Here is a 16,960-nt window from a genome sequence, read left to right as displayed (position 1 = left end):
TTTAATCGTTAGATACTTGTTTATACCGGGCAGGATTTACCCAATCATCCATCTTCTGGTAAAGCAGGTCGAACAGGGAGCGACGGGTAATCATAAAATGAGCACTGACGGTCATTCCTTTCTTTAACTTACCGGTTCGTCCGTTCTTCAGTTGCAGGTAGTCTCTGTCCATCCCACATTTCACCTTATAAGAAGAATGACCTTGTTTATCCGTCATAAAATCCGACGATATATCTTTGACCGTACCACCGACCGTACCCCATTCGTTATAATTGAACGATTCTACTTGCACAATCACCGGCATGCCCAAACTCAGATAACCGATATTCCTTGGGGTCACATACACCTCGAAATACAGCGTAGAGTCCGGACTTATCACGGCGAGGGATTCTCCGGCCCGTATGCTGCTGCCGCGATATATCCCGGAGAACTGATCTAACGTTCCGCTGACCGGGCTCTTGACGAAATACATCTCCTTATCTTTTATTTCCTGCTTTAGGGAAGTATGCATCTCGCTATGTGAGTTACGGAGTGCGTTCAAATTTGCTTGCCATGTACTCATCTGATTTTCGATGAGCGAGGCCAACTCGTTCTGCTGACTTTTGTAGCGGTAGAGATACTTATCGTATTCTTCTTCGGCAATGACTTTCTTTTCAAACAGGGATTTGTTGCGGAGATATTCTTTTTCCGCCTGATCCAACGAAGTCTCTAACTCATTCTTCCGTTTGATATAATAATGATATTCCTGCCTGCGTACAGGCGATTGAAAAGAAGGAGGACACGCTCCTCTTGCCAAATAAGTCAAATCGCTTAGTTGTTCGGCGTAATCGCTCAGGCGGTTCGATTGATAGGCTATCTTATAATCCGAACTGTTTGTACGGAATCGCAACAAAATATCGCCTTTCTTCACTTGTTCGCCCTCACGGACGTAGACGGAATCGACCAGTTCTGTTACAGGCGACTTGATCTCCGTTTTTTCCGCAACAGGCCGGATGATTCCCAACCCCTGTACCGATATATCTACATAAATAAACGGCAGAGAAGCTAATGCCACTGTCACAGCCGCCAATACGACCCAGTAAATTTTTTGAGACGTTGTTGTATGTTTATAGATATACGTCTCAATACTATTCTCAATAAACTCGTTCGGTAACAACATAGCTTCTGTCTTTAAATTCTTACGACAAAAGTATATGGCGAACAACTGAAGCTATGTTATCATCATGTTATTTTTACGTTAACAAAGCAGGGGGCTAACCGATACCGGACAACCAAAAGAGGATGCGTCAAAACATTACATTTTGGCATATCTTCTTAAGTTCTATGAGAATAAATAAGATTATGGGGCAAGGGTAAACGTTAAAGAACAAATTAACGCATCGCGCCCCACCCTCATTCTCCAGCCGATTATAACATATTCATGCAAAAATCCATGCCGGCTTTAAAAGCTGCGACACTCTCGGGTAAGTTCCGGATGATATCGTACAACACCCATACCCCAAGGGTGATCAAGGCTGTTTTCCAAATTGTTTTTTTCATGTCCTGGATTGATATTTTGTGTTTTATTTCTTTGGTTTGTAAAAGAGTAATTTTCAAAACAATGTTTTGTAAGAAACTAAACGGAGCATCTTCGTCTTAAGTGACGATTCTTTATTGCATAATATATCGATACTCCTAACAATGGTAAAAGAAGAATAAGGCATACCATAACCACCTTATACAGTACACTACGCTTTTTTTCATAACGCAGCAAGTCATAAATTGCCAAACAGTCGGCTGCAATAATTAACGACAATACAATGAGGTTAAATAATTGTCTTTCCATTACTGTTCTGTTTTAATAATTAATTCGGTTGAAGAACATGAAGCCAAAGAATTCAATTACTCTTAAGAATAGCATTCAATGCGCTTACCCCGCAGCCAAAGCTTGTCCGAATTGGTATGCTATTTCACCGGCCACATAAATGATAATGGACAGGCAGAATAAAATCACCAATGCCTTATCCGCATTCGATTCTTTGTTAAAAATACACCGTTTCATACGTTTCATTTTTTATTGTTAAACATTCATTGATGCGAAATTAAAAAGAAGATTTCAATTATCCAATTGCCCGAAAAAGCGATAAGTGACCGGAGAAGTAAATCGGTCCCTCTCCGGTCAAAAACATCATATCCTGTCTTGCCGAGTAAACCCCGAAATCATCGGATAAGTGCTACACTCTCACGAAACAAAATCAGAGTGTAATAAGCATGCTTAAAATCAACAAGACCAGCGAACATGCCAACAATGCATATTTTATCTTCTTATTCTTGCATCGTATAGCCAATACAAGAATGCATAAGGCAATAGCTATAAGTAACATCGTTATTTTTCCATCTCTACTTTATCCATGCAGTAACATTCAAATTTTTCTGTTTTATGCTCCAAACGTTTTTTTGCGTCTTCTTTACCGGCATAGTACCCCCATTGAAGTACCGCCATGGTTACAAGGAGACAAGTTAAAACAAGGATAGTATGCTTCCTGTAAAATTTTATGAGTCTCATAATCTTGTTACAAATATTTACCCATTAAGTATCCAGCCACCCATACTCCACCAAGATTAAACAAGCTTGATATCCAATACCCCGCATGATCTGTCATTTTTCCACCCTCCGTAGCGATGGCTTCCGACATAGTTAATTCGGTAAATAACTCTTCTCTTGAATTGTTTAACAGTTTCGTTTCCATATCATCTTGTTTATAGAAATTGATTTTACTTATTTTTAGCTCTGTCTTCCTGTCCAGCTGCAAATCCCCATTGGAATACTGCCGATACTATAAAAGCTGCAACTTCTCCCCATAATCCGCCATTGACTTCCGTCATTTCACTCTCACTCATCACTTCCACTGCGTAAGTGGATTCATTCCGTTTTTCTTTCATTTTCTTTAAAATTTAATTGATTAATAAAATCTATGAAGGCTTAATGCCTCTTTTCTTCCCTGTTTCATTTCATCCTTTTGCCGTTCCCGTTTTGCGCTCTTTCTCTTTTAAAAGCCCTTCCAAAAGGACTCGCGTTTTTCTTTATACCGGTTTCCGAAAAACACGTGTCCTCTCAGAGAGGGTGCATGCGCATGCGGGATTTGAACATAAAAATTACATTAATAAATAACTAACTATTATTATCACATCTAATGATCCTTTGTTTTCTTATATTCCGACAGCAAAGGTAAAACCGCTTTTTCGAGCCTTGTGTTAACGCTACGTTATCTTTACGTTAATTTTTCGGGATATAAATCTTAACGGATTTCCCGTCTATCACAATATACATCCAGTCTCCGCCTTCAATCATCTCCAGTTCACGGTTTGTCAGAGCGGTCAGATATCCATCCGGTACTTGCACCATCGCATTCTTTTTTGCAGTGCCTCTTCTGCATACATTAAATACATTTTCTTTCATGTCTGTTTACTTTTTATTGTTTTTGATACGGCAAAGATACAGCCTCCGAATTTCATGCAATGTTAAGGCTACGTTATCTAAGGTTATGTGTAGGTTAAATTTTTTTGCCTGAAAAATTTGCGCGATAAAAAAAAATTTTACATCTTTGTATCGTTAAATAATAAAAGCAGGTATCATGAATACAAGAAGACCTAAGATTGTAACTGCGGCATCATTGTTTGTATTGTTTTGTCTGCAAGCAATGTGGTCGGTTTATGTGTACCGAATATTATATTCTCATCTTAAAGAAACTTGTAATGAGGCAATAGAGACAACCGTATACAAGGATATTTCACTTCGATTAAATAGCGGGAAACTCCCTGAAGGAGCAACTATTATTGGTGGAGGATTAAAAGAAAACGGAAAAGAAGATTTCACCCCCGTCCAGGAGGCGCTTATTGAATATAATGCTCCTGTTTCTCTAACACAGTTCGATTCGATTTACCAAACTTTTCTTTCTGCCGAGAACATCCATACAAAAACGATTATCAACAAAGTCAATCTGCGCACGGGCGAGATATTGGAGAGCACCGACCCGACGTTTCATGCATGGTGGGGAATAGTTGAGACGGACCCTGCAATTCTCCGCCGAGACAGTACCGAAGCTATTCGCGCCGTTATCGTTTCGCCTCACAAGAATGTATTCAATCGGCTCGGACTCCTTTTCCTCGGGTCATTGGTCTCCATATTTTTTGTGGGGTGGGGCATCGCTTATCAAGTCAAAATTATCCTCCTCCAAAACCGGATTGCCGAATTGCGCAAAAATTTCTCGAACGCGATGGTGCACGATATGAAAACGCCGTTGAATACGATCATGATAGGAATAAGCGCTTTAGTTAGCGGCAAGATCGATCACGATGCGGAGAAGAAAAAGAAACATTTCGACATCATTGAAAACAGTTGTTGTCGTCTGCATTCGTTGATTGACAAAGTCATGACGCTTGCCAAAATAGAAGAAGAAAAACTGATCCTCGACCGTGTTAAAGTGCCGCTAAAGCCGCTGATCGACGAGCAGGTTCGTAGCTTCTCGATCCGAACGGACAAAAGGATTACTTTCGAGGTGGATTGTTCGGAAACGGAACAGGTCTATGCCGATCCGATGCATTTGCGTGAAATCATCAGCAACCTGATTGATAATGCCGTCAAATATTCCGACACCTCGGTACATATCCAAATTTCGTGCCATACCACTCCGAACGAAAAAAGAATCAGTGTTTCGGACAACGGATTCGGCATCCCGTTAAAAGACCAGGCCCTGATTTTCGAAAAGTTCGAACGCGCCTCAGCCGCCAACAAACGCTCGCTGCGCGGAGGAGCGACCGGCTTCGGGCTGGGACTGACCTATGTGCAGCAAGTCATGCAAGCACACCACGGAAGCATTGAAGTAGAAAGCATCGAAGGCCAAGGCAGCCGGTTTACACTGGTCTTCCCCCTCCTGATGCAAGAACTATCTTTTTCATTAACTACGAAACAACATGATTAAACTCTTATTGATCGAAGACGATGCCCAGCTGCTCTACATGGTACGCAGCGGACTGGAAGACATGATTGGCGGTTACGAAGTTCTCACCGCCGTGAACGGCAAAGAAGGCTTGCAGCAATGGAAAGAACAGGCGCCGGATATCATTGTCTCCGACATCGAAATGCCGGTGATGAACGGTTATGAAATGGTATCCAAAATACGGAAAACGGAAAAAACATTACCCATCATCTTTGCTTCAGGATTCGATAAACCGGCGAATGTCATCCACGGCTATAATGTAGGGGTAAGTAATTACATCAAGAAACCCTATACTTCCGAAGAGCTTGACGCACATATCAAAGCGATGTTCAGGAGGGTGAACGGTGAACAGTCCAGAGACACCTCCTTACAATATACATTGGGCAGCTTTCGGTTCGATGCATCGAAGTCGGAATTGTACGACAAGAACGGGGAAGCCATTTCGCTCAGGCCGCGCGAAGCACAAATCTTGCAGCTCTTATGCGAACATCGGAACGAAACCGTCAGACGTGAGGCCATTCTCGAGCGCTTCTGGCCAGAAGCCGATTATTTCACCTCACGCAGTCTGGACGTGTTTGTTACACAGCTGCGAAAACGCCTCACCGGAGACAAACGCGTTTCCATCGTAACCGTGCGAGGGATCGGACTTAAGCTGACATGCTGAAAGCAGACGAACAGCCCCAAAGATTCGTCCTCCCACCCCATTTTGTGCAACAATACCATTCAAACAGCATGCTTTGACCTTGCTGTTGTGCAGCGATAAGTTTTTTACCCGTACACCATCGGTAACAGCAACAAAAAAACGCTTCGTCTTATGCGGCTTTTTCCCGAAGAAAACGAAAGATAACAACAACCGAAAATATCGCATTAACCGTCCTCCATTCTCAATTTATTATGTATCTTTGCGAGCAGGAAATTTATTGATGTCGATGTAACGTAAAAATCAGAGCATAGAATTATGGCAACAACACCTGAATTCAAGTATCAGCCGCCGTTCCCGTTGGGAAAAGACACGACGGAGTATTATCTGCTGACGAAAGCCCATGTGTCGGTCAGTGAGTTTGAAGGACACCCGATCCTCAAAGTCGAGCCGGAAGCATTGACCCTCCTGGCCAATCAGGCTTTTCGCGATGTCTCGTTCCTGTTGCGGCGCGAACACAACGAACAGGTCGCTAAAATCTTAGCCGATCCCGAGGCGAGCGATAACGACAAGTTCGTTGCCCTGACCTTCCTGCGCAACGCCGAGGTGTCGTGTAAAGGACAACTCCCGCTTTGTCAGGATACGGGAACAGCCATCATCCACGGCGAGAAAGGACAGCAGGTATGGACAGGCTTTTGCGACGAGGAAGCGCTCTCGAAAGGCGTGTTCAAGACGTATACGGAAGAAAACCTCCGCTACTCGCAGAATGCTCCCCTCACCATGTACGACGAGGTGAATACGAAATGCAACCTGCCCGCGCAAATCGATATCGAAGCCACCGAAGGGATGGAATATCATTTCCTCTGTGTCACCAAAGGAGGAGGCTCGGCGAATAAGACTTACCTGTATCAGGAAACGAAAGCCTTGCTGAACCCGGACACACTCGTACCTTTCCTCGTCGAAAAGATGAAGACGCTCGGTACGGCCGCCTGCCCGCCTTACCATATCGCGTTCGTCATCGGCGGAACATCGGCCGAAAAGAATCTGCTGACCGTCAAGCTTGCTTCGACGCATTACTACGACAACCTCCCGACAACGGGCAACGAAGGCGGTCGTGCCTTCCGAGACATCAAATTAGAGAAGAAGGTGCTCGAAGAATCCTGTAAAATAGGTCTCGGCGCACAGTTCGGCGGAAAATATTTTGCTCATGATATCCGCATCATTCGTCTGCCGCGTCACGGCGCATCGTGTCCCGTAGGAATGGGGGTTTCGTGCTCGGCCGACCGCAACATCAAGGCCAAAATCAATCAAGACGGTATCTGGATCGAGAAGCTTGACGATCATCCCGGGCGTCTTATCCCCGAACCGCTGCGTCAAGCTGGCGAAGGAAACGCGGTGAAGATCGACCTGAACCGACCTATGGCGGAAATTCTCCGACAACTTGACAAATATCCCGTTTCGACACGCCTGTCACTCTCCGGCACGATCATCGTCGGGCGAGATATTGCGCACGCCAAGCTCAAAGAGCGCATCGACAAGGGAGAAGGGCTGCCGCAGTATATCAAAGATCACCCGATCTACTACGCCGGGCCGGCGAAGACGCCCAAAGGCATGTCCTCCGGCTCATTCGGCCCGACGACGGCCGGACGTATGGACTCATACGTCGATCTCTTCCAGTCTCACGGCGGAAGCATGGTGATGATTGCCAAAGGAAACCGCAGCCAGCAGGTGACCGACGCCTGCAGGAAATACGGCGGCTTCTACCTTGGAAGTATCGGCGGACCGGCAGCCGTGCTCGCGCTCGAAAGCATCAAGAAGGTCGAATGCCTCGAATATCCCGAACTCGGCATGGAAGCGATCTGGAAAATTGAAGTCGAAGATTTTCCTGCATTTATCCTGGTCGACAACAAAGGAAACGATTTCTTTAAACAGCTGAAACCGTCTTGCGCCTGCAAATAACAAACATCTGACAAAAGAGGGAGTGAGCGCGTCATTCCTTCTTTTTCCCAACAAATGAATACTTCTACAACGCTACACATGATGATGAAAACATTGAAAGTACCGTATTGCCCCGAATTGGACGGCATGGATTTGAAGAGCGTAACGGCTGCGATGGAAACTATCGCCTTACGCCAAAGTCTCGACACGATCAATTGGCCCGAATTTCCGTACAAACCGATTGTGGCGTTCGATATCGCACGTGGCGACAAAGAATTATATCTCCATTATTTCGTGCACGGACTATCGCTCCGGGCTGTAGCCGGTCGGGACGGACAGTACGTACACCCCGACAGTTGCGTCGAGTTTTTTATGCGTCGTAATGACGACTTGTTCTATACGAATTTTGAATTTAACTGTATCGGCACGTGTCTGGCGGCACGCGGAGCAGGACGCCATGACCGCACCCCGCTCACCGATGACGAATACCGGAAAATACGCCGTTATACAACCGTAAACCGGGAGACTTTTGAAGAAAAGAAAGGTATTTATACGTGGGAAGTGACGGTCGCTATTCCGTTTGAATTGATGGGGCTTGACGCCGCCCATCTGCCCGAAAGCATACGGGGCAACTTCTACAAATGTGCGGACAGTACGGAAAACCCGCATTACGTCACTTGGAGCCCGATAGAGCTGCCGTCACCGGACTATCACTGTCCCGAACACTTCGGTAAGTTGCACTTTTAAAGCGCAACTACTACTGCATGACTTCCACGACTTCGATTTCGAAGACCAGTGTCGAATAAGCCGGAATAGGAGGACGCGAAGCGCCTCCGAAACCGAGGGTTAAGGTCGACGCTTTGCTCTTTCCTCCGCCTAACTGGTAGGGGATCCATATCTCCCATTTATCACCTTCCACCATCTTCTGCAAAGCAGCCTGTATCCCCTTAAATGAAACAGTGACGCCATTTTTCGAGAGGAGCTCGGACACCTTTAGCGTTGCCGGTATACCATCTTCCGCAAGCCATTTCTGAAACATCATGCCGTTGGTGATACCACGCTCCTTCGAGTCGGCCACAAACCACCCTTTCGAATACACTTTCACGGTGCTGGTGTAAAAGATGGGTTTCGTGCCGGTCCCTTTCCTGAGAACTTTGTAGTATATGCTTCCTTCGTTGCCGGGCGACTTAAACTCGGTGTATGCCGGATTATTTTTGATGGCATTGAATGCTTGCTCATTGGCGAGCTTCCATGCCTGACCGGCCTCATCATCGTCCTTTTTGTCGCAACTTACCGCGGCGAACAGCACCGCAAATAGTGTGATCAGACAGAAAACGTTTTTCTTCATTTTTCGTGTATGTATATCCGTTAGTCTCTGTAATTACTTCAAACCTTCGAGCAGACTGCGCATGCTGACCTTGTCCGAAATGATTTCGTGCAATTTGGCGATCGGCATCCGCTCCTGCTGCATCGTGTCGCGGAAACGAATCGTTACCGTATCGTCCTTCATCGTGTTGTAGTCGATCGTGATGCAGTACGGCGTACCGATCGCGTCCTGACGACGGTAACGCTTGCCGATGGAATCTTTTTCGTCGTACTGGCAACGGAAATCGAAGCGCAGCATGTGTAAAATTTCTTCGGCTTTTTCCGACAGTCCGTCCTTACGCACCAGCGGCAGTACAGCCAGTTTGACGGGTGCGAGTGCGGGTGGTAACTTCAGAACGACACGTGACTCTCCGCCCTCCAGCGTCTCTTCCTGATAGGCTCCTGCCATGATGCTCAGGAATAACCGATCGACCCCGATGGAGGTTTCAATCACGTAAGGCGTATAACTTTGGTTTAGTTCGGCATCGAAATATTGAATTTTTTTCCCGGAGAATTTTTCGTGTTGTGACAAGTCGAAATCGGTACGGCTGTGAATTCCTTCCACCTCCTTAAATCCGAACGGCATTTCAAATTCGACGTCGGTAGCGGCATTGGCATAATGCGCCAGTTTATCGTGATCGTGGAAGCGGTATTTATGATCGCCCATACCGAGGTTACGGTGCCATTTCATACGCATCTCTTTCCACTGTTCGAACCATTTCAACTCTTCGCCCGGACGAACGAAGAACTGCATCTCCATCTGTTCGAATTCGCGCATGCGGAAGATGAACTGCCGCGCCACGATCTCGTTACGGAACGCTTTCCCGATCTGTGCAATGCCGAACGGTAATTTCATCCGTCCCGTTTTCTGAACGTTGAGGTAGTTGACAAAGATACCCTGAGCCGTTTCGGGACGGAGGTAGACTTTCATCGCACCGTCGGCCGTCGAGCCCATCTCAGTGGCGAACATCAGATTGAACTGCCGCACTTCCGTCCAGTTGCGGGTGCCCGACACGGGACATACGATTTCGCAGTCGAGGATAATCTGCCGCAGCTCGGAGAGGTCGTTGGCGTTCATTGCGTCGGCAAAGCGTGTATGTACTGCATCGCGTCTGGCTTGGTTTTCGAGTACACGCGGGTTCGTAGAGCGGAACTGTTGCTCGTCGAACGCTTCGCCGAATCGCTTGGCGGCCTTTTCAACTTCCCTGTTGATCTTTTCATCGAGCTTCGCGAGGTAATCTTCAATCAGCACATCGGCGCGATAACGCTTTTTGCTGTCCTTATTATCGATCAGCGGATCGTTAAACGCATCGACATGTCCGGAAGCCTTCCAAATGGTCGGGTGCATAAAGATGGCGGAGTCGATCCCTACGATATTCTCATGGAGCAACACCATGCTGTCCCACCAGTATTTTTTGAGGTTGTTTTTCAGTTCTACACCGTACTGACCGTAATCATATACAGCTCCTAATCCGTCGTAGATATCCGACGAAGGAAATACGAACCCATACTCTTTGCAATGCGAAATCAGTTTCTTAAATATATCTTCCTGTTGTGCCATAACACCTGTTTTATCCCATTTTTCTAAGGGGAGACAAAGGTAAAGATTTATTGAGAATGGACAACCGGTATGCGGCTTTTTTTAATTCTTTTTCAGCATTTCGCCACTGCCGAGCTTCTGATCGATGTACGTGATTTTCTTCATCGATTTTTCTTTCTCCCGACGCATCTTTTCGAGGTCGCTCAGAATGACGGCCAGCTCGAACGTTGCACGGATGGCTTTCTTGTCATCGTTGCTCAGCATGAGAGAGAAAGGCTTGCCTCCGGTATATTCGGCCTTCACACGCGCCTTGTCATCAAGCCCGCAGATAAACTTGATGGCATCAATACCGTTCTCAGCTTTGTATGTGACAATCTCGGTCGTATTGCCCAAATCTTTGAAACGGTAATTCACGCCCCCATCGTAAGGGACGGAAGCTGTCTCGGCGTAAGCCCCGTCGGGTGTACAGAACTTCAGCCCGGTGTGATTCAGAGGAGCCCGTCCGAAAAAAACGCTGGCCAGATAGATTTCGCCTTTTTCATCGACCCCGCAACGGATATAGCTGCGCTCCACATTGCGCTCGACGGTCTTTTGCTTCCAGACATAATGCCCCACGTCCTCGTATACCATATCTTTTTCGAGCACAAAATTTTTCTTCATTGCTTCGGCTTCTTCCGCACGAATCGGTATCATGCTGTCGCAAAAAGCGATGTTGCGCTCACTCTCGCCGCGTTCGACAAGACGCATCAACGTCAGCGACTCTTTCAGCACGGCCACTTCCTCCGGATAACGCATCCGGAGCGTATCGATCGCATTCTTGGCCGCAGCGAATTGCCGCTCTTCATACAGCACCCGGGCACGTTCCAGACCTGCTTTTGCTTCTTTTTCCCTTCCGCATGCGGAGAGCAAAAGCATCCATCCGCAAAGAAGCCATATTTTCTTCTCCATCTTTCTTGTTTTATAAATGAAGTACAAAGGTAATGTTTCTTTATCGATCGAATAGAGAGGTGACCTATTTTCTATTCTGGGACTTTAACCGAAATATCGTTTTCGATGCGGGTAAATGCATTGAATTGATGGGCACGGGAGCAGGAAGTCTTCTTATCGTTCTTCTCTTCCCCGTAGGCAAGAGACTGTTGATAAGACGTAAACCAATCCTCTTTACAAAAATTTGGCGAATTATCGGAAAAGAAGTACCTTTAGCGGCTCAATCGGTTATTTTTTCTGATTGAAGACATTAATTTGCGCATGAGAAACAGAAAGCTACGCATGGGAATGATCGGAGGTGGGATCAATGCATTCATTGGCTCCATCCATCGTTGTGCCGCTCTTATGGATAACAAGATCGTACTGATTTGTGAGATGGACGGCAAATGGCAGCCATGGATCGATTAACAACAAAACAAATATAACGAACGACTGAAATAAAATATGAGAACGAGCTACCGATCGAGAAGAGACGAAAGAAAGAAGAAAAGGAAATGGCCCTTGTTTCTGTTCGGCTTTATCGTCGGCATGGCCTTTTTTATGTCGCTTTATGAAGTATCCGTCTACTATTCGACGGACGAGGCATGCATGAGTTGTCACGTCCATCCGCATGCGGAAGAAACATGGAAATTGTCATCGCACGTAAACAACGGCAGCGGTGTCACCGTTCATTGTGTCGACTGCCACCTGCCTCCGAAGAATCAGACATGGAATCATTATTCGGCCAAGATACGACTTGGAATGCGCGACGTGTGGGGCTACCTGACAAGAGATACATTCGATTGGGAAATGAAGTCGCAGCTCGAACATGCCGTGAAATATATCCCGAACGAATCGTGTAAGGAGTGTCATAAGAATCTGTTTCCCGCAGGGATTACCGATGCAGGGATCACCGCGCATCTTTACTATGAAGAAAACGAGAAAAAACTGAATTTGCAATGCATCAGTTGTCACCTCGATGCCGGACATTATAACCCGAACTACAAGCACGGACAGATGACCGGTATTCCGGGAGCTTCCGCCGCAGCATCCGGGCCACTCTTCGACTCGGCAACCGTTGTGACTTCTTTTGCCGATTTTACCGAACAAATTCCGGGCACTCCCGTATCGTTCAAAATGATCGCCGTTCCGGGCGGAACATTCAAGATGGGCAGTCCCGATAAGGAAGACTTCCGCCGAGAAGATGAGATGCCGGTACGAAACGTAACAGTCAGTCCGTTCTTTATGGCCGAGGTAGAAGTGACATGGGATCAATATTGGGCATTCTACGCGGCTACGCTCAGCGAAGGACGTACCCCGCCCGAAACGATTTACGCCAATAATACCCGCGCGGACATCGATGTGGACGGTGTTTCCGGTCCTACGCCGCCTTTCGGATTTCCGGATCAGGGATGGGGAGGAGGCACGCGACCGGCCATTACGATGACGCACTACGCCGCCGAGACGTTCTGCCAGTGGCTCTCCCTCAAGACCGGTAAGAAATATCGTCTGCCGACCGAGGCCGAATGGGAATATGCGGCTCGCGGAGGAACGGAAACACCTTATTTCTTCGCAGGAAGACCGAAAGATTATTCCGATGAAGGTTTCATCCGCAAGTTTATCAGTGCGAAGACCGAACCCATCGGAGCATTTGTCATTTACGGTAAAAACGCGAAGAACAAGACGCAGGAGCCCGGTAAAGTCAAAGCGAACCCGTTCGGGCTGAAAAATATGCTCGGCAATGTGATGGAATATTGTGCCGACAAATACGATCCGCAGGCGTATGCCAAAGGAAGCTCGACCGTTACCGATCCGTTGGTGACCGAAGGCGAAGAATGGGTTGTACGTGGCGGCAACTATACGAGCGATGCCGCCGATGTGCGCTGTGCCGCCCGCAGTCATACGCACCACGACGACTGGCTGAAGACCGACCCGCAGCAGCCGAAGAGTATTTGGTGGTATTCCGACATCCGGGGCATCGGCTTCCGCGTGGTTTGCGAGCCCGACTCGTCGCTGAAAGCAAAATAATCAGGAACTAAAAAAAAACAGTATATCTAACTCAAAATTGTCATGACAAAAAAAAGCAGTATCAGTAGAAGATCATTCCTCAAAAGCACCGCTCTTGCAGGAGCAGCCGGAATGGTCGGTACGGGGGGGGCTGCCACCCTGCTTACCTCGTGTGGAGGAGGCGCAAGCAGTAACGAGAATGCGAATGCGGCCAACAAACCGCTGAAAGAACCGGGAACGTATTATGTGCCCGAGTTGCCCGATATGGCGGCCGACGGTAAAGAGTTAAAAGCCGGCATCATCGGTTGTGGAGGGCGCGGCAGTGGCGCAGCGATGAACTTCCTCGCGGCAGCGAATGGCGTATCGATTGTGGCATTGGGCGACACGTTTCAGGATCGGGTAGACAGTCTGGCTCAGAAACTGAAAGACGAAAAGAATATCGACATCCCCGCCGATAAGCGCTTTGTCGGGTTGGATGCGTACAAGCAGGTTATCGACAGCGACGTAGACGTGGTTATCGTTGCCACGCCGCCCAACTTTCGTCCCATTCATTTCCAGTATGCCGTAGAAAAAAGCAAGCATTGCTTCCTTGAAAAGCCGATCTGTGTCGACGCGGTAGGCTACCGCACCATCATGGCTACGGCCAAGCAGGCACAGGCCAAGAACCTGTGCGTAATCACCGGTACGCAGCGTCACCATCAGCGCAGTTATATCGCATCGTACCAGCAGATCATGAACGGTGCGATCGGCGAGATTACGGGCGGAACGGTTTATTGGAATCAAAGCATGTTGTGGTACCGGGAGCGTCAGGCCGGATGGAGCGACTGCGAATGGATGATCCGCGACTGGGTGAATTGGAAATGGCTCTCCGGCGATCATATCGTGGAACAGCATGTACACAACATCGACGTGTTTACATGGTTCTCGGGGCTGAAACCGGTGAAAGCCGTGGGCTTCGGCTCGCGTCAGCGCCGGATCACGGGCGACCAGTATGATAACTTCAGCATCGACTTCACGATGGAGAACGGGATTCATCTGCACAGTATGTGTCGCCAGATAGACGGTTGCGCCAACAACGTCAGCGAATTTATTCAGGGAACGAAAGGTTCGTGGAACAGCACCGACATGGGGATCAAAGACCTGGCCGGCAATGTGATTTGGAAATACGACGTTGAAGCCGAAAAGGCTTCGTTCAAACAGAACGATCCTTATACGCTGGAGCATGTGAACTGGATCAATACCATTCGCGCCGGCAAATCGATCGATCAGGCTTCGGAAACCGCCGTATCGAACATGGCCGCCATTATGGGACGCGAATCGGCCTATACGGGCGAAGAAACGACCTGGGAAGCCATGACGGCTGCAGCGCTCGACTATACGCCGGCCGACCTGAATCTGGGTAAAATGGATATGAAACCGTTCGTGGTTCCCGTACCCGGTAAACCGTTAGAGAAAAAGTGATGAGTATCGACAGACGAAACTTTCTGAAAGCTTCGCTGGGCAGTGCGGCGCTGGCAACAATGGCCGCCTGCTCGGGAGGCTCGACGACAGGCGCAGAAACGAAAACCTGCTGCAAGGACGAAGGCGACACGAAGAAAGACGTGAAGCTGAACCTCTCGTTTCAGGAGGGTACGTTGGGTGATCTGGAGCTGACGGCCAAGCTCGATGTGATGGAGAAACTCGGTGTAACCGGCCTTGAAGTGGGAGGCAGAGGATTGGCCGCGCGGAAGGACGAACTGAAGAAAGCACTCGAAGGACGTAACATTAAAATCAGCGCGATATGCGCCGGATTCGAAGGCTTTATGCTTTCGGAAGAAGAAGCCGTGCGTAACCTCTGTCGTGATACGATGCGCGAAATCATTGCTGCCGCGGGCGAGCTGGGCTCGACCGGTGTCATCATCGTGCCGGCATTCAACGCGCAACAGCCGGCCATGCCGCATACGCAGGAGACACGCGACTTCCTTTGCCGGTGGTTCGACGAACTCGGCTCGTTTGCCGCCGAGCACCGGACGACGGTCATCTTCGAACCGCTGAACCGTAAGGAAGCGTTCTACCTCCGTCAGGTAGCCGACGCGGCGTCCATCTGTCGCGACATCGACAACCCCGGTGTGCGTTGCATGGGCGATTTCTGGCACATGACATGGGAAGAAACGTCCGATATGGGCGCATTCCTTTCGGCCGGATCGCTGCTTCAGCACGTACATATAGCCAGCCGCAAGCGTCGCCTGATGCCGGGCGAAGACGGAGAGGCCGACCGCTACGTCGACGGTTTCCGCGCGCTCAAGATGCTCGGCTACGATAAGTACGTGAGCTTTGAATGCGGCTGTCAGAACAACGATCGCGTAGCCACGGCTACGGCCGCCGTCGAGCTGCTTCGCAAGCAGTGGGACGAGGCATAAGGAACACACTATATATAAATGTATAGCGGAAGCGGATGCCGTTAGTATATGCAAATATGAGAATGAGCGAGGTGGTGAGCAAGCACCTCTCGCTCATTCCGGTGATCAATCGCTTCGGCATACGGCTGGGGGTAGGCGACGAGACGGTCATGGCGCTTTGCGAAGCAAACGATATCGATACGGACTTTTTCCTCACCATCGTCAATACGTTTATCAACGAAGATTATTTCCCCGAGAAAAAACTGCAAAACTTCCACCTCACGCAGATTATCGACTATCTGAAGCAAACGAACCGGTATTACTTGCAATACCAGTTGCCCAATATCGACCGGCACTTGCAGATATTTATTCATACCTCGGGCGGGAGCAATGCTTCGCTGCAACTGCTGGGCAATATCTTCGCCTCGTTCAGAGAGAAACTGTGCGGACGCATTCAAACCGACGAGAAAGAATGGTTTCCCCAACTCCTTTCGCTCGGCGAAAAAGAGCAGGACCGGAGAAATACACGGTCGAAACGATCGGTTGATACCGACGAATCGATCGAAGCCATGATGGACGATATGCGGAACATCATGATCAAGCATCTGACCGGAATGTACGACGAGAATCTGTGTTATGCTGTTCTGTTCGCCATCGACGCACTGGGGCGCGACATCCGGCAGCACAACCGCATTCGCAACCGCATCCTGCTCCCGATGGTCGACGATAACAGCCATCTCTCGAACCGTGAGAAGGAAGTGCTCAAACTCATCGTCAGCGGATATACGAACAAAGAAATTGCCGCACGGCTCTTCGTCAGTCTCAATACCATCCTGACTCATCGCAAAAACATCACGGCCAAGCTCGGCATTAAAACCATTCCGGGACTTACGTTCTATGCCATCACCCATAAAATCATCACCGAAATCAAATAAACGCTTCCCATGGCACGCCGAAAAATCACGAACACACAAGCCGTCTGCATCATCCTGCTGTGGGGGTTTCTGGTATATATTTTGTTGACATCGACTAAGACAATCGACTTTATGACCGTTTTTTCCATTGTCGCTTCAGGCATTATCGTTTTCGTTCCGCTCTACAAAAACCGGAAACGGCCGAGTTAATCGGCCTCAAACCGGCATCGGGG

At 48.2% G+C, this 16,960-nt stretch carries 20 protein-coding genes; 10 read left to right on the top strand and 10 right to left on the bottom strand.

The window, feature by feature from the left end:
• Position 1: 1 nt before the first annotated feature.
• The 7 genes from Tanf_RS02190 to Tanf_RS02170 form a co-directional block, all read right to left on the bottom strand.
• Entirely contained in the window at positions 2-1,159 is a 1,158-nt protein-coding gene (locus Tanf_RS02190; RefSeq protein WP_014224655.1) for an HlyD family secretion protein, read from the bottom strand.
• Positions 1,160-1,407: 248 nt separating this feature from the next.
• A complete protein-coding gene (locus Tanf_RS15735; protein WP_014224654.1) occupies positions 1,408-1,539 on the bottom strand; it encodes a hypothetical protein in 132 nt (43 codons plus the stop codon).
• A gap of 76 nt (positions 1,540-1,615) precedes the next feature.
• Complete coding sequence (locus Tanf_RS16045; protein ID WP_014224653.1) at positions 1,616-1,825, bottom strand: PLDc N-terminal domain-containing protein; 210 nt, start codon at positions 1,823-1,825, stop codon at positions 1,616-1,618.
• 84 nt (positions 1,826-1,909) lie between these two features.
• Positions 1,910-2,041: a hypothetical protein gene (locus Tanf_RS15730; protein WP_256122186.1), complete on the bottom strand. Its 132-nt coding sequence runs from the start codon at positions 2,039-2,041 to the stop codon at positions 1,910-1,912.
• Positions 2,042-2,552: 511 nt separating this feature from the next.
• Positions 2,553-2,729: a hypothetical protein gene (locus Tanf_RS15025; RefSeq protein ID WP_155642411.1), complete on the bottom strand. Its 177-nt coding sequence runs from the start codon at positions 2,727-2,729 to the stop codon at positions 2,553-2,555.
• Between the two features lie 25 nt (positions 2,730-2,754).
• Positions 2,755-2,922, bottom strand: coding sequence for a hypothetical protein (locus tag Tanf_RS15020; RefSeq protein ID WP_155642410.1), 168 nt, complete (start codon positions 2,920-2,922; stop codon positions 2,755-2,757).
• A gap of 334 nt (positions 2,923-3,256) precedes the next feature.
• Positions 3,257-3,439: a hypothetical protein gene (locus tag Tanf_RS02170; protein WP_046824750.1), complete on the bottom strand. Its 183-nt coding sequence runs from the start codon at positions 3,437-3,439 to the stop codon at positions 3,257-3,259.
• 175 nt (positions 3,440-3,614) lie between these two features.
• On the opposite strand from Tanf_RS02170, the gene Tanf_RS02165 reads away from it, so the two are divergent.
• The 4 genes from Tanf_RS02165 (at position 3,615) to Tanf_RS02145 (ending at position 8,304) form a co-directional block, all read left to right on the top strand.
• A complete protein-coding gene (locus tag Tanf_RS02165) occupies positions 3,615-4,961 on the top strand; it encodes a sensor histidine kinase (RefSeq protein WP_080948529.1) in 1,347 nt (448 codons plus the stop codon).
• Entirely contained in the window at positions 4,954-5,643 is a 690-nt protein-coding gene (locus tag Tanf_RS02160; RefSeq protein WP_046824748.1) for a response regulator transcription factor, read from the top strand. The genes Tanf_RS02165 and Tanf_RS02160 overlap by 8 nt, the downstream gene beginning before the upstream one ends.
• A gap of 294 nt (positions 5,644-5,937) precedes the next feature.
• Positions 5,938-7,578 (top strand): fumarate hydratase, encoded by a 1,641-nt coding sequence (locus tag Tanf_RS02150; protein WP_046824746.1) that lies wholly within the window; start codon positions 5,938-5,940, stop codon positions 7,576-7,578.
• A 54-nt stretch (positions 7,579-7,632) separates the two neighbouring features.
• Positions 7,633-8,304: a carbohydrate-binding family 9-like protein gene (locus Tanf_RS02145; RefSeq protein WP_236684363.1), complete on the top strand. Its 672-nt coding sequence runs from the start codon at positions 7,633-7,635 to the stop codon at positions 8,302-8,304.
• 10 nt (positions 8,305-8,314) lie between these two features.
• Here Tanf_RS02145 and Tanf_RS02140 read toward each other — a convergent pair whose 3' ends face one another.
• The 3 genes from Tanf_RS02140 to Tanf_RS02130 all read right to left on the bottom strand — a co-directional run bounded on the left by Tanf_RS02140 (position 8,315) and on the right by Tanf_RS02130 (position 11,410).
• Complete coding sequence (locus tag Tanf_RS02140; RefSeq protein WP_046824745.1) at positions 8,315-8,905, bottom strand: FKBP-type peptidyl-prolyl cis-trans isomerase; 591 nt, start codon at positions 8,903-8,905, stop codon at positions 8,315-8,317.
• Between the two features lie 33 nt (positions 8,906-8,938).
• On the bottom strand, positions 8,939-10,483 hold the full coding sequence (locus Tanf_RS02135; protein WP_046824744.1) for a glycine--tRNA ligase: 1,545 nt from the start codon (positions 10,481-10,483) through the stop codon (positions 8,939-8,941).
• A gap of 81 nt (positions 10,484-10,564) precedes the next feature.
• A complete protein-coding gene (locus Tanf_RS02130) occupies positions 10,565-11,410 on the bottom strand; it encodes a hypothetical protein (RefSeq protein ID WP_046824743.1) in 846 nt (281 codons plus the stop codon).
• Positions 11,411-11,710: 300 nt separating this feature from the next.
• Between Tanf_RS02130 and Tanf_RS15230 the strand changes: the two genes are divergently transcribed.
• From Tanf_RS15230 to Tanf_RS02100, 6 genes are read left to right on the top strand one after another with little or no spacing between them, the layout of a single operon-like run.
• Positions 11,711-11,857 carry a hypothetical protein gene (locus Tanf_RS15230; protein WP_155642551.1) on the top strand — a complete coding sequence of 49 codons (147 nt, stop codon included), beginning with the start codon at positions 11,711-11,713 and terminating at the stop codon, positions 11,855-11,857.
• A gap of 36 nt (positions 11,858-11,893) precedes the next feature.
• Positions 11,894-13,456, top strand: coding sequence for an SUMF1/EgtB/PvdO family nonheme iron enzyme (locus Tanf_RS02120; protein WP_046824741.1), 1,563 nt, complete (start codon positions 11,894-11,896; stop codon positions 13,454-13,456).
• A gap of 42 nt (positions 13,457-13,498) precedes the next feature.
• Positions 13,499-14,896 (top strand): Gfo/Idh/MocA family protein, encoded by a 1,398-nt coding sequence (locus Tanf_RS02115; RefSeq protein WP_046824740.1) that lies wholly within the window; start codon positions 13,499-13,501, stop codon positions 14,894-14,896.
• Positions 14,896-15,834, top strand: a complete 939-nt coding sequence (locus tag Tanf_RS02110) for a TIM barrel protein (protein WP_046824739.1) — start codon at positions 14,896-14,898, stop codon at positions 15,832-15,834. Before Tanf_RS02115 ends, Tanf_RS02110 begins: the two co-directional genes overlap by 1 nt.
• Positions 15,835-15,890: 56 nt before the next feature.
• Positions 15,891-16,748 (top strand): helix-turn-helix domain-containing protein, encoded by an 858-nt coding sequence (locus Tanf_RS02105; protein WP_236684362.1) that lies wholly within the window; start codon positions 15,891-15,893, stop codon positions 16,746-16,748.
• Positions 16,749-16,757: 9 nt separating this feature from the next.
• On the top strand, positions 16,758-16,937 hold the full coding sequence (locus Tanf_RS02100; RefSeq protein ID WP_014224613.1) for a hypothetical protein: 180 nt from the start codon (positions 16,758-16,760) through the stop codon (positions 16,935-16,937).
• Positions 16,938-16,960: the final 23 nt, after the last annotated feature.

Source organism: Tannerella forsythia (assembly GCF_001006485.1).
GTDB classification, from domain to species: Bacteria; Bacteroidota; Bacteroidia; order Bacteroidales; family Tannerellaceae; genus Tannerella; species Tannerella forsythia.
Note: the sequence above shows the minus strand (reverse complement) of the source record. Positions and strands in the feature narration are given on the sequence as shown.

What these genes read in the sequence shown, in the direction of transcription:
- Tanf_RS02190 (WP_014224655.1), bottom strand. Translation starts at nt 1,159, where the DNA reads ATGTTGTTACCGAACGAGTTTATTGAGAATAGTATTGAGACGTATATC.
- Tanf_RS15735 (WP_014224654.1), bottom strand. Translation starts at nt 1,539, where the DNA reads ATGAAAAAAACAATTTGGAAAACAGCCTTGATCACCCTTGGGGTATGG.
- Tanf_RS16045 (WP_014224653.1), bottom strand. Translation starts at nt 1,825, where the DNA reads ATGGAAAGACAATTATTTAACCTCATTGTATTGTCGTTAATTATTGCA.
- Tanf_RS15730 (WP_256122186.1), bottom strand. Translation starts at nt 2,041, where the DNA reads ATGAAACGGTGTATTTTTAACAAAGAATCGAATGCGGATAAGGCATTG.
- Tanf_RS15025 (WP_155642411.1), bottom strand. Translation starts at nt 2,729, where the DNA reads ATGGAAACGAAACTGTTAAACAATTCAAGAGAAGAGTTATTTACCGAA.
- Tanf_RS15020 (WP_155642410.1), bottom strand. Translation starts at nt 2,922, where the DNA reads ATGAAAGAAAAACGGAATGAATCCACTTACGCAGTGGAAGTGATGAGT.
- Tanf_RS02170 (WP_046824750.1), bottom strand. Translation starts at nt 3,439, where the DNA reads ATGAAAGAAAATGTATTTAATGTATGCAGAAGAGGCACTGCAAAAAAG.
- Tanf_RS02165 (WP_080948529.1), top strand. Translation starts at nt 3,615, where the DNA reads ATGAATACAAGAAGACCTAAGATTGTAACTGCGGCATCATTGTTTGTA.
- Tanf_RS02160 (WP_046824748.1), top strand. Translation starts at nt 4,954, where the DNA reads ATGATTAAACTCTTATTGATCGAAGACGATGCCCAGCTGCTCTACATG.
- Tanf_RS02150 (WP_046824746.1), top strand. Translation starts at nt 5,938, where the DNA reads ATGGCAACAACACCTGAATTCAAGTATCAGCCGCCGTTCCCGTTGGGA.
- Tanf_RS02145 (WP_236684363.1), top strand. Translation starts at nt 7,633, where the DNA reads ATGAATACTTCTACAACGCTACACATGATGATGAAAACATTGAAAGTA.
- Tanf_RS02140 (WP_046824745.1), bottom strand. Translation starts at nt 8,905, where the DNA reads ATGAAGAAAAACGTTTTCTGTCTGATCACACTATTTGCGGTGCTGTTC.
- Tanf_RS02135 (WP_046824744.1), bottom strand. Translation starts at nt 10,483, where the DNA reads ATGGCACAACAGGAAGATATATTTAAGAAACTGATTTCGCATTGCAAA.
- Tanf_RS02130 (WP_046824743.1), bottom strand. Translation starts at nt 11,410, where the DNA reads ATGGAGAAGAAAATATGGCTTCTTTGCGGATGGATGCTTTTGCTCTCC.
- Tanf_RS15230 (WP_155642551.1), top strand. Translation starts at nt 11,711, where the DNA reads ATGAGAAACAGAAAGCTACGCATGGGAATGATCGGAGGTGGGATCAAT.
- Tanf_RS02120 (WP_046824741.1), top strand. Translation starts at nt 11,894, where the DNA reads ATGAGAACGAGCTACCGATCGAGAAGAGACGAAAGAAAGAAGAAAAGG.
- Tanf_RS02115 (WP_046824740.1), top strand. Translation starts at nt 13,499, where the DNA reads ATGACAAAAAAAAGCAGTATCAGTAGAAGATCATTCCTCAAAAGCACC.
- Tanf_RS02110 (WP_046824739.1), top strand. Translation starts at nt 14,896, where the DNA reads ATGAGTATCGACAGACGAAACTTTCTGAAAGCTTCGCTGGGCAGTGCG.
- Tanf_RS02105 (WP_236684362.1), top strand. Translation starts at nt 15,891, where the DNA reads ATGAGAATGAGCGAGGTGGTGAGCAAGCACCTCTCGCTCATTCCGGTG.
- Tanf_RS02100 (WP_014224613.1), top strand. Translation starts at nt 16,758, where the DNA reads ATGGCACGCCGAAAAATCACGAACACACAAGCCGTCTGCATCATCCTG.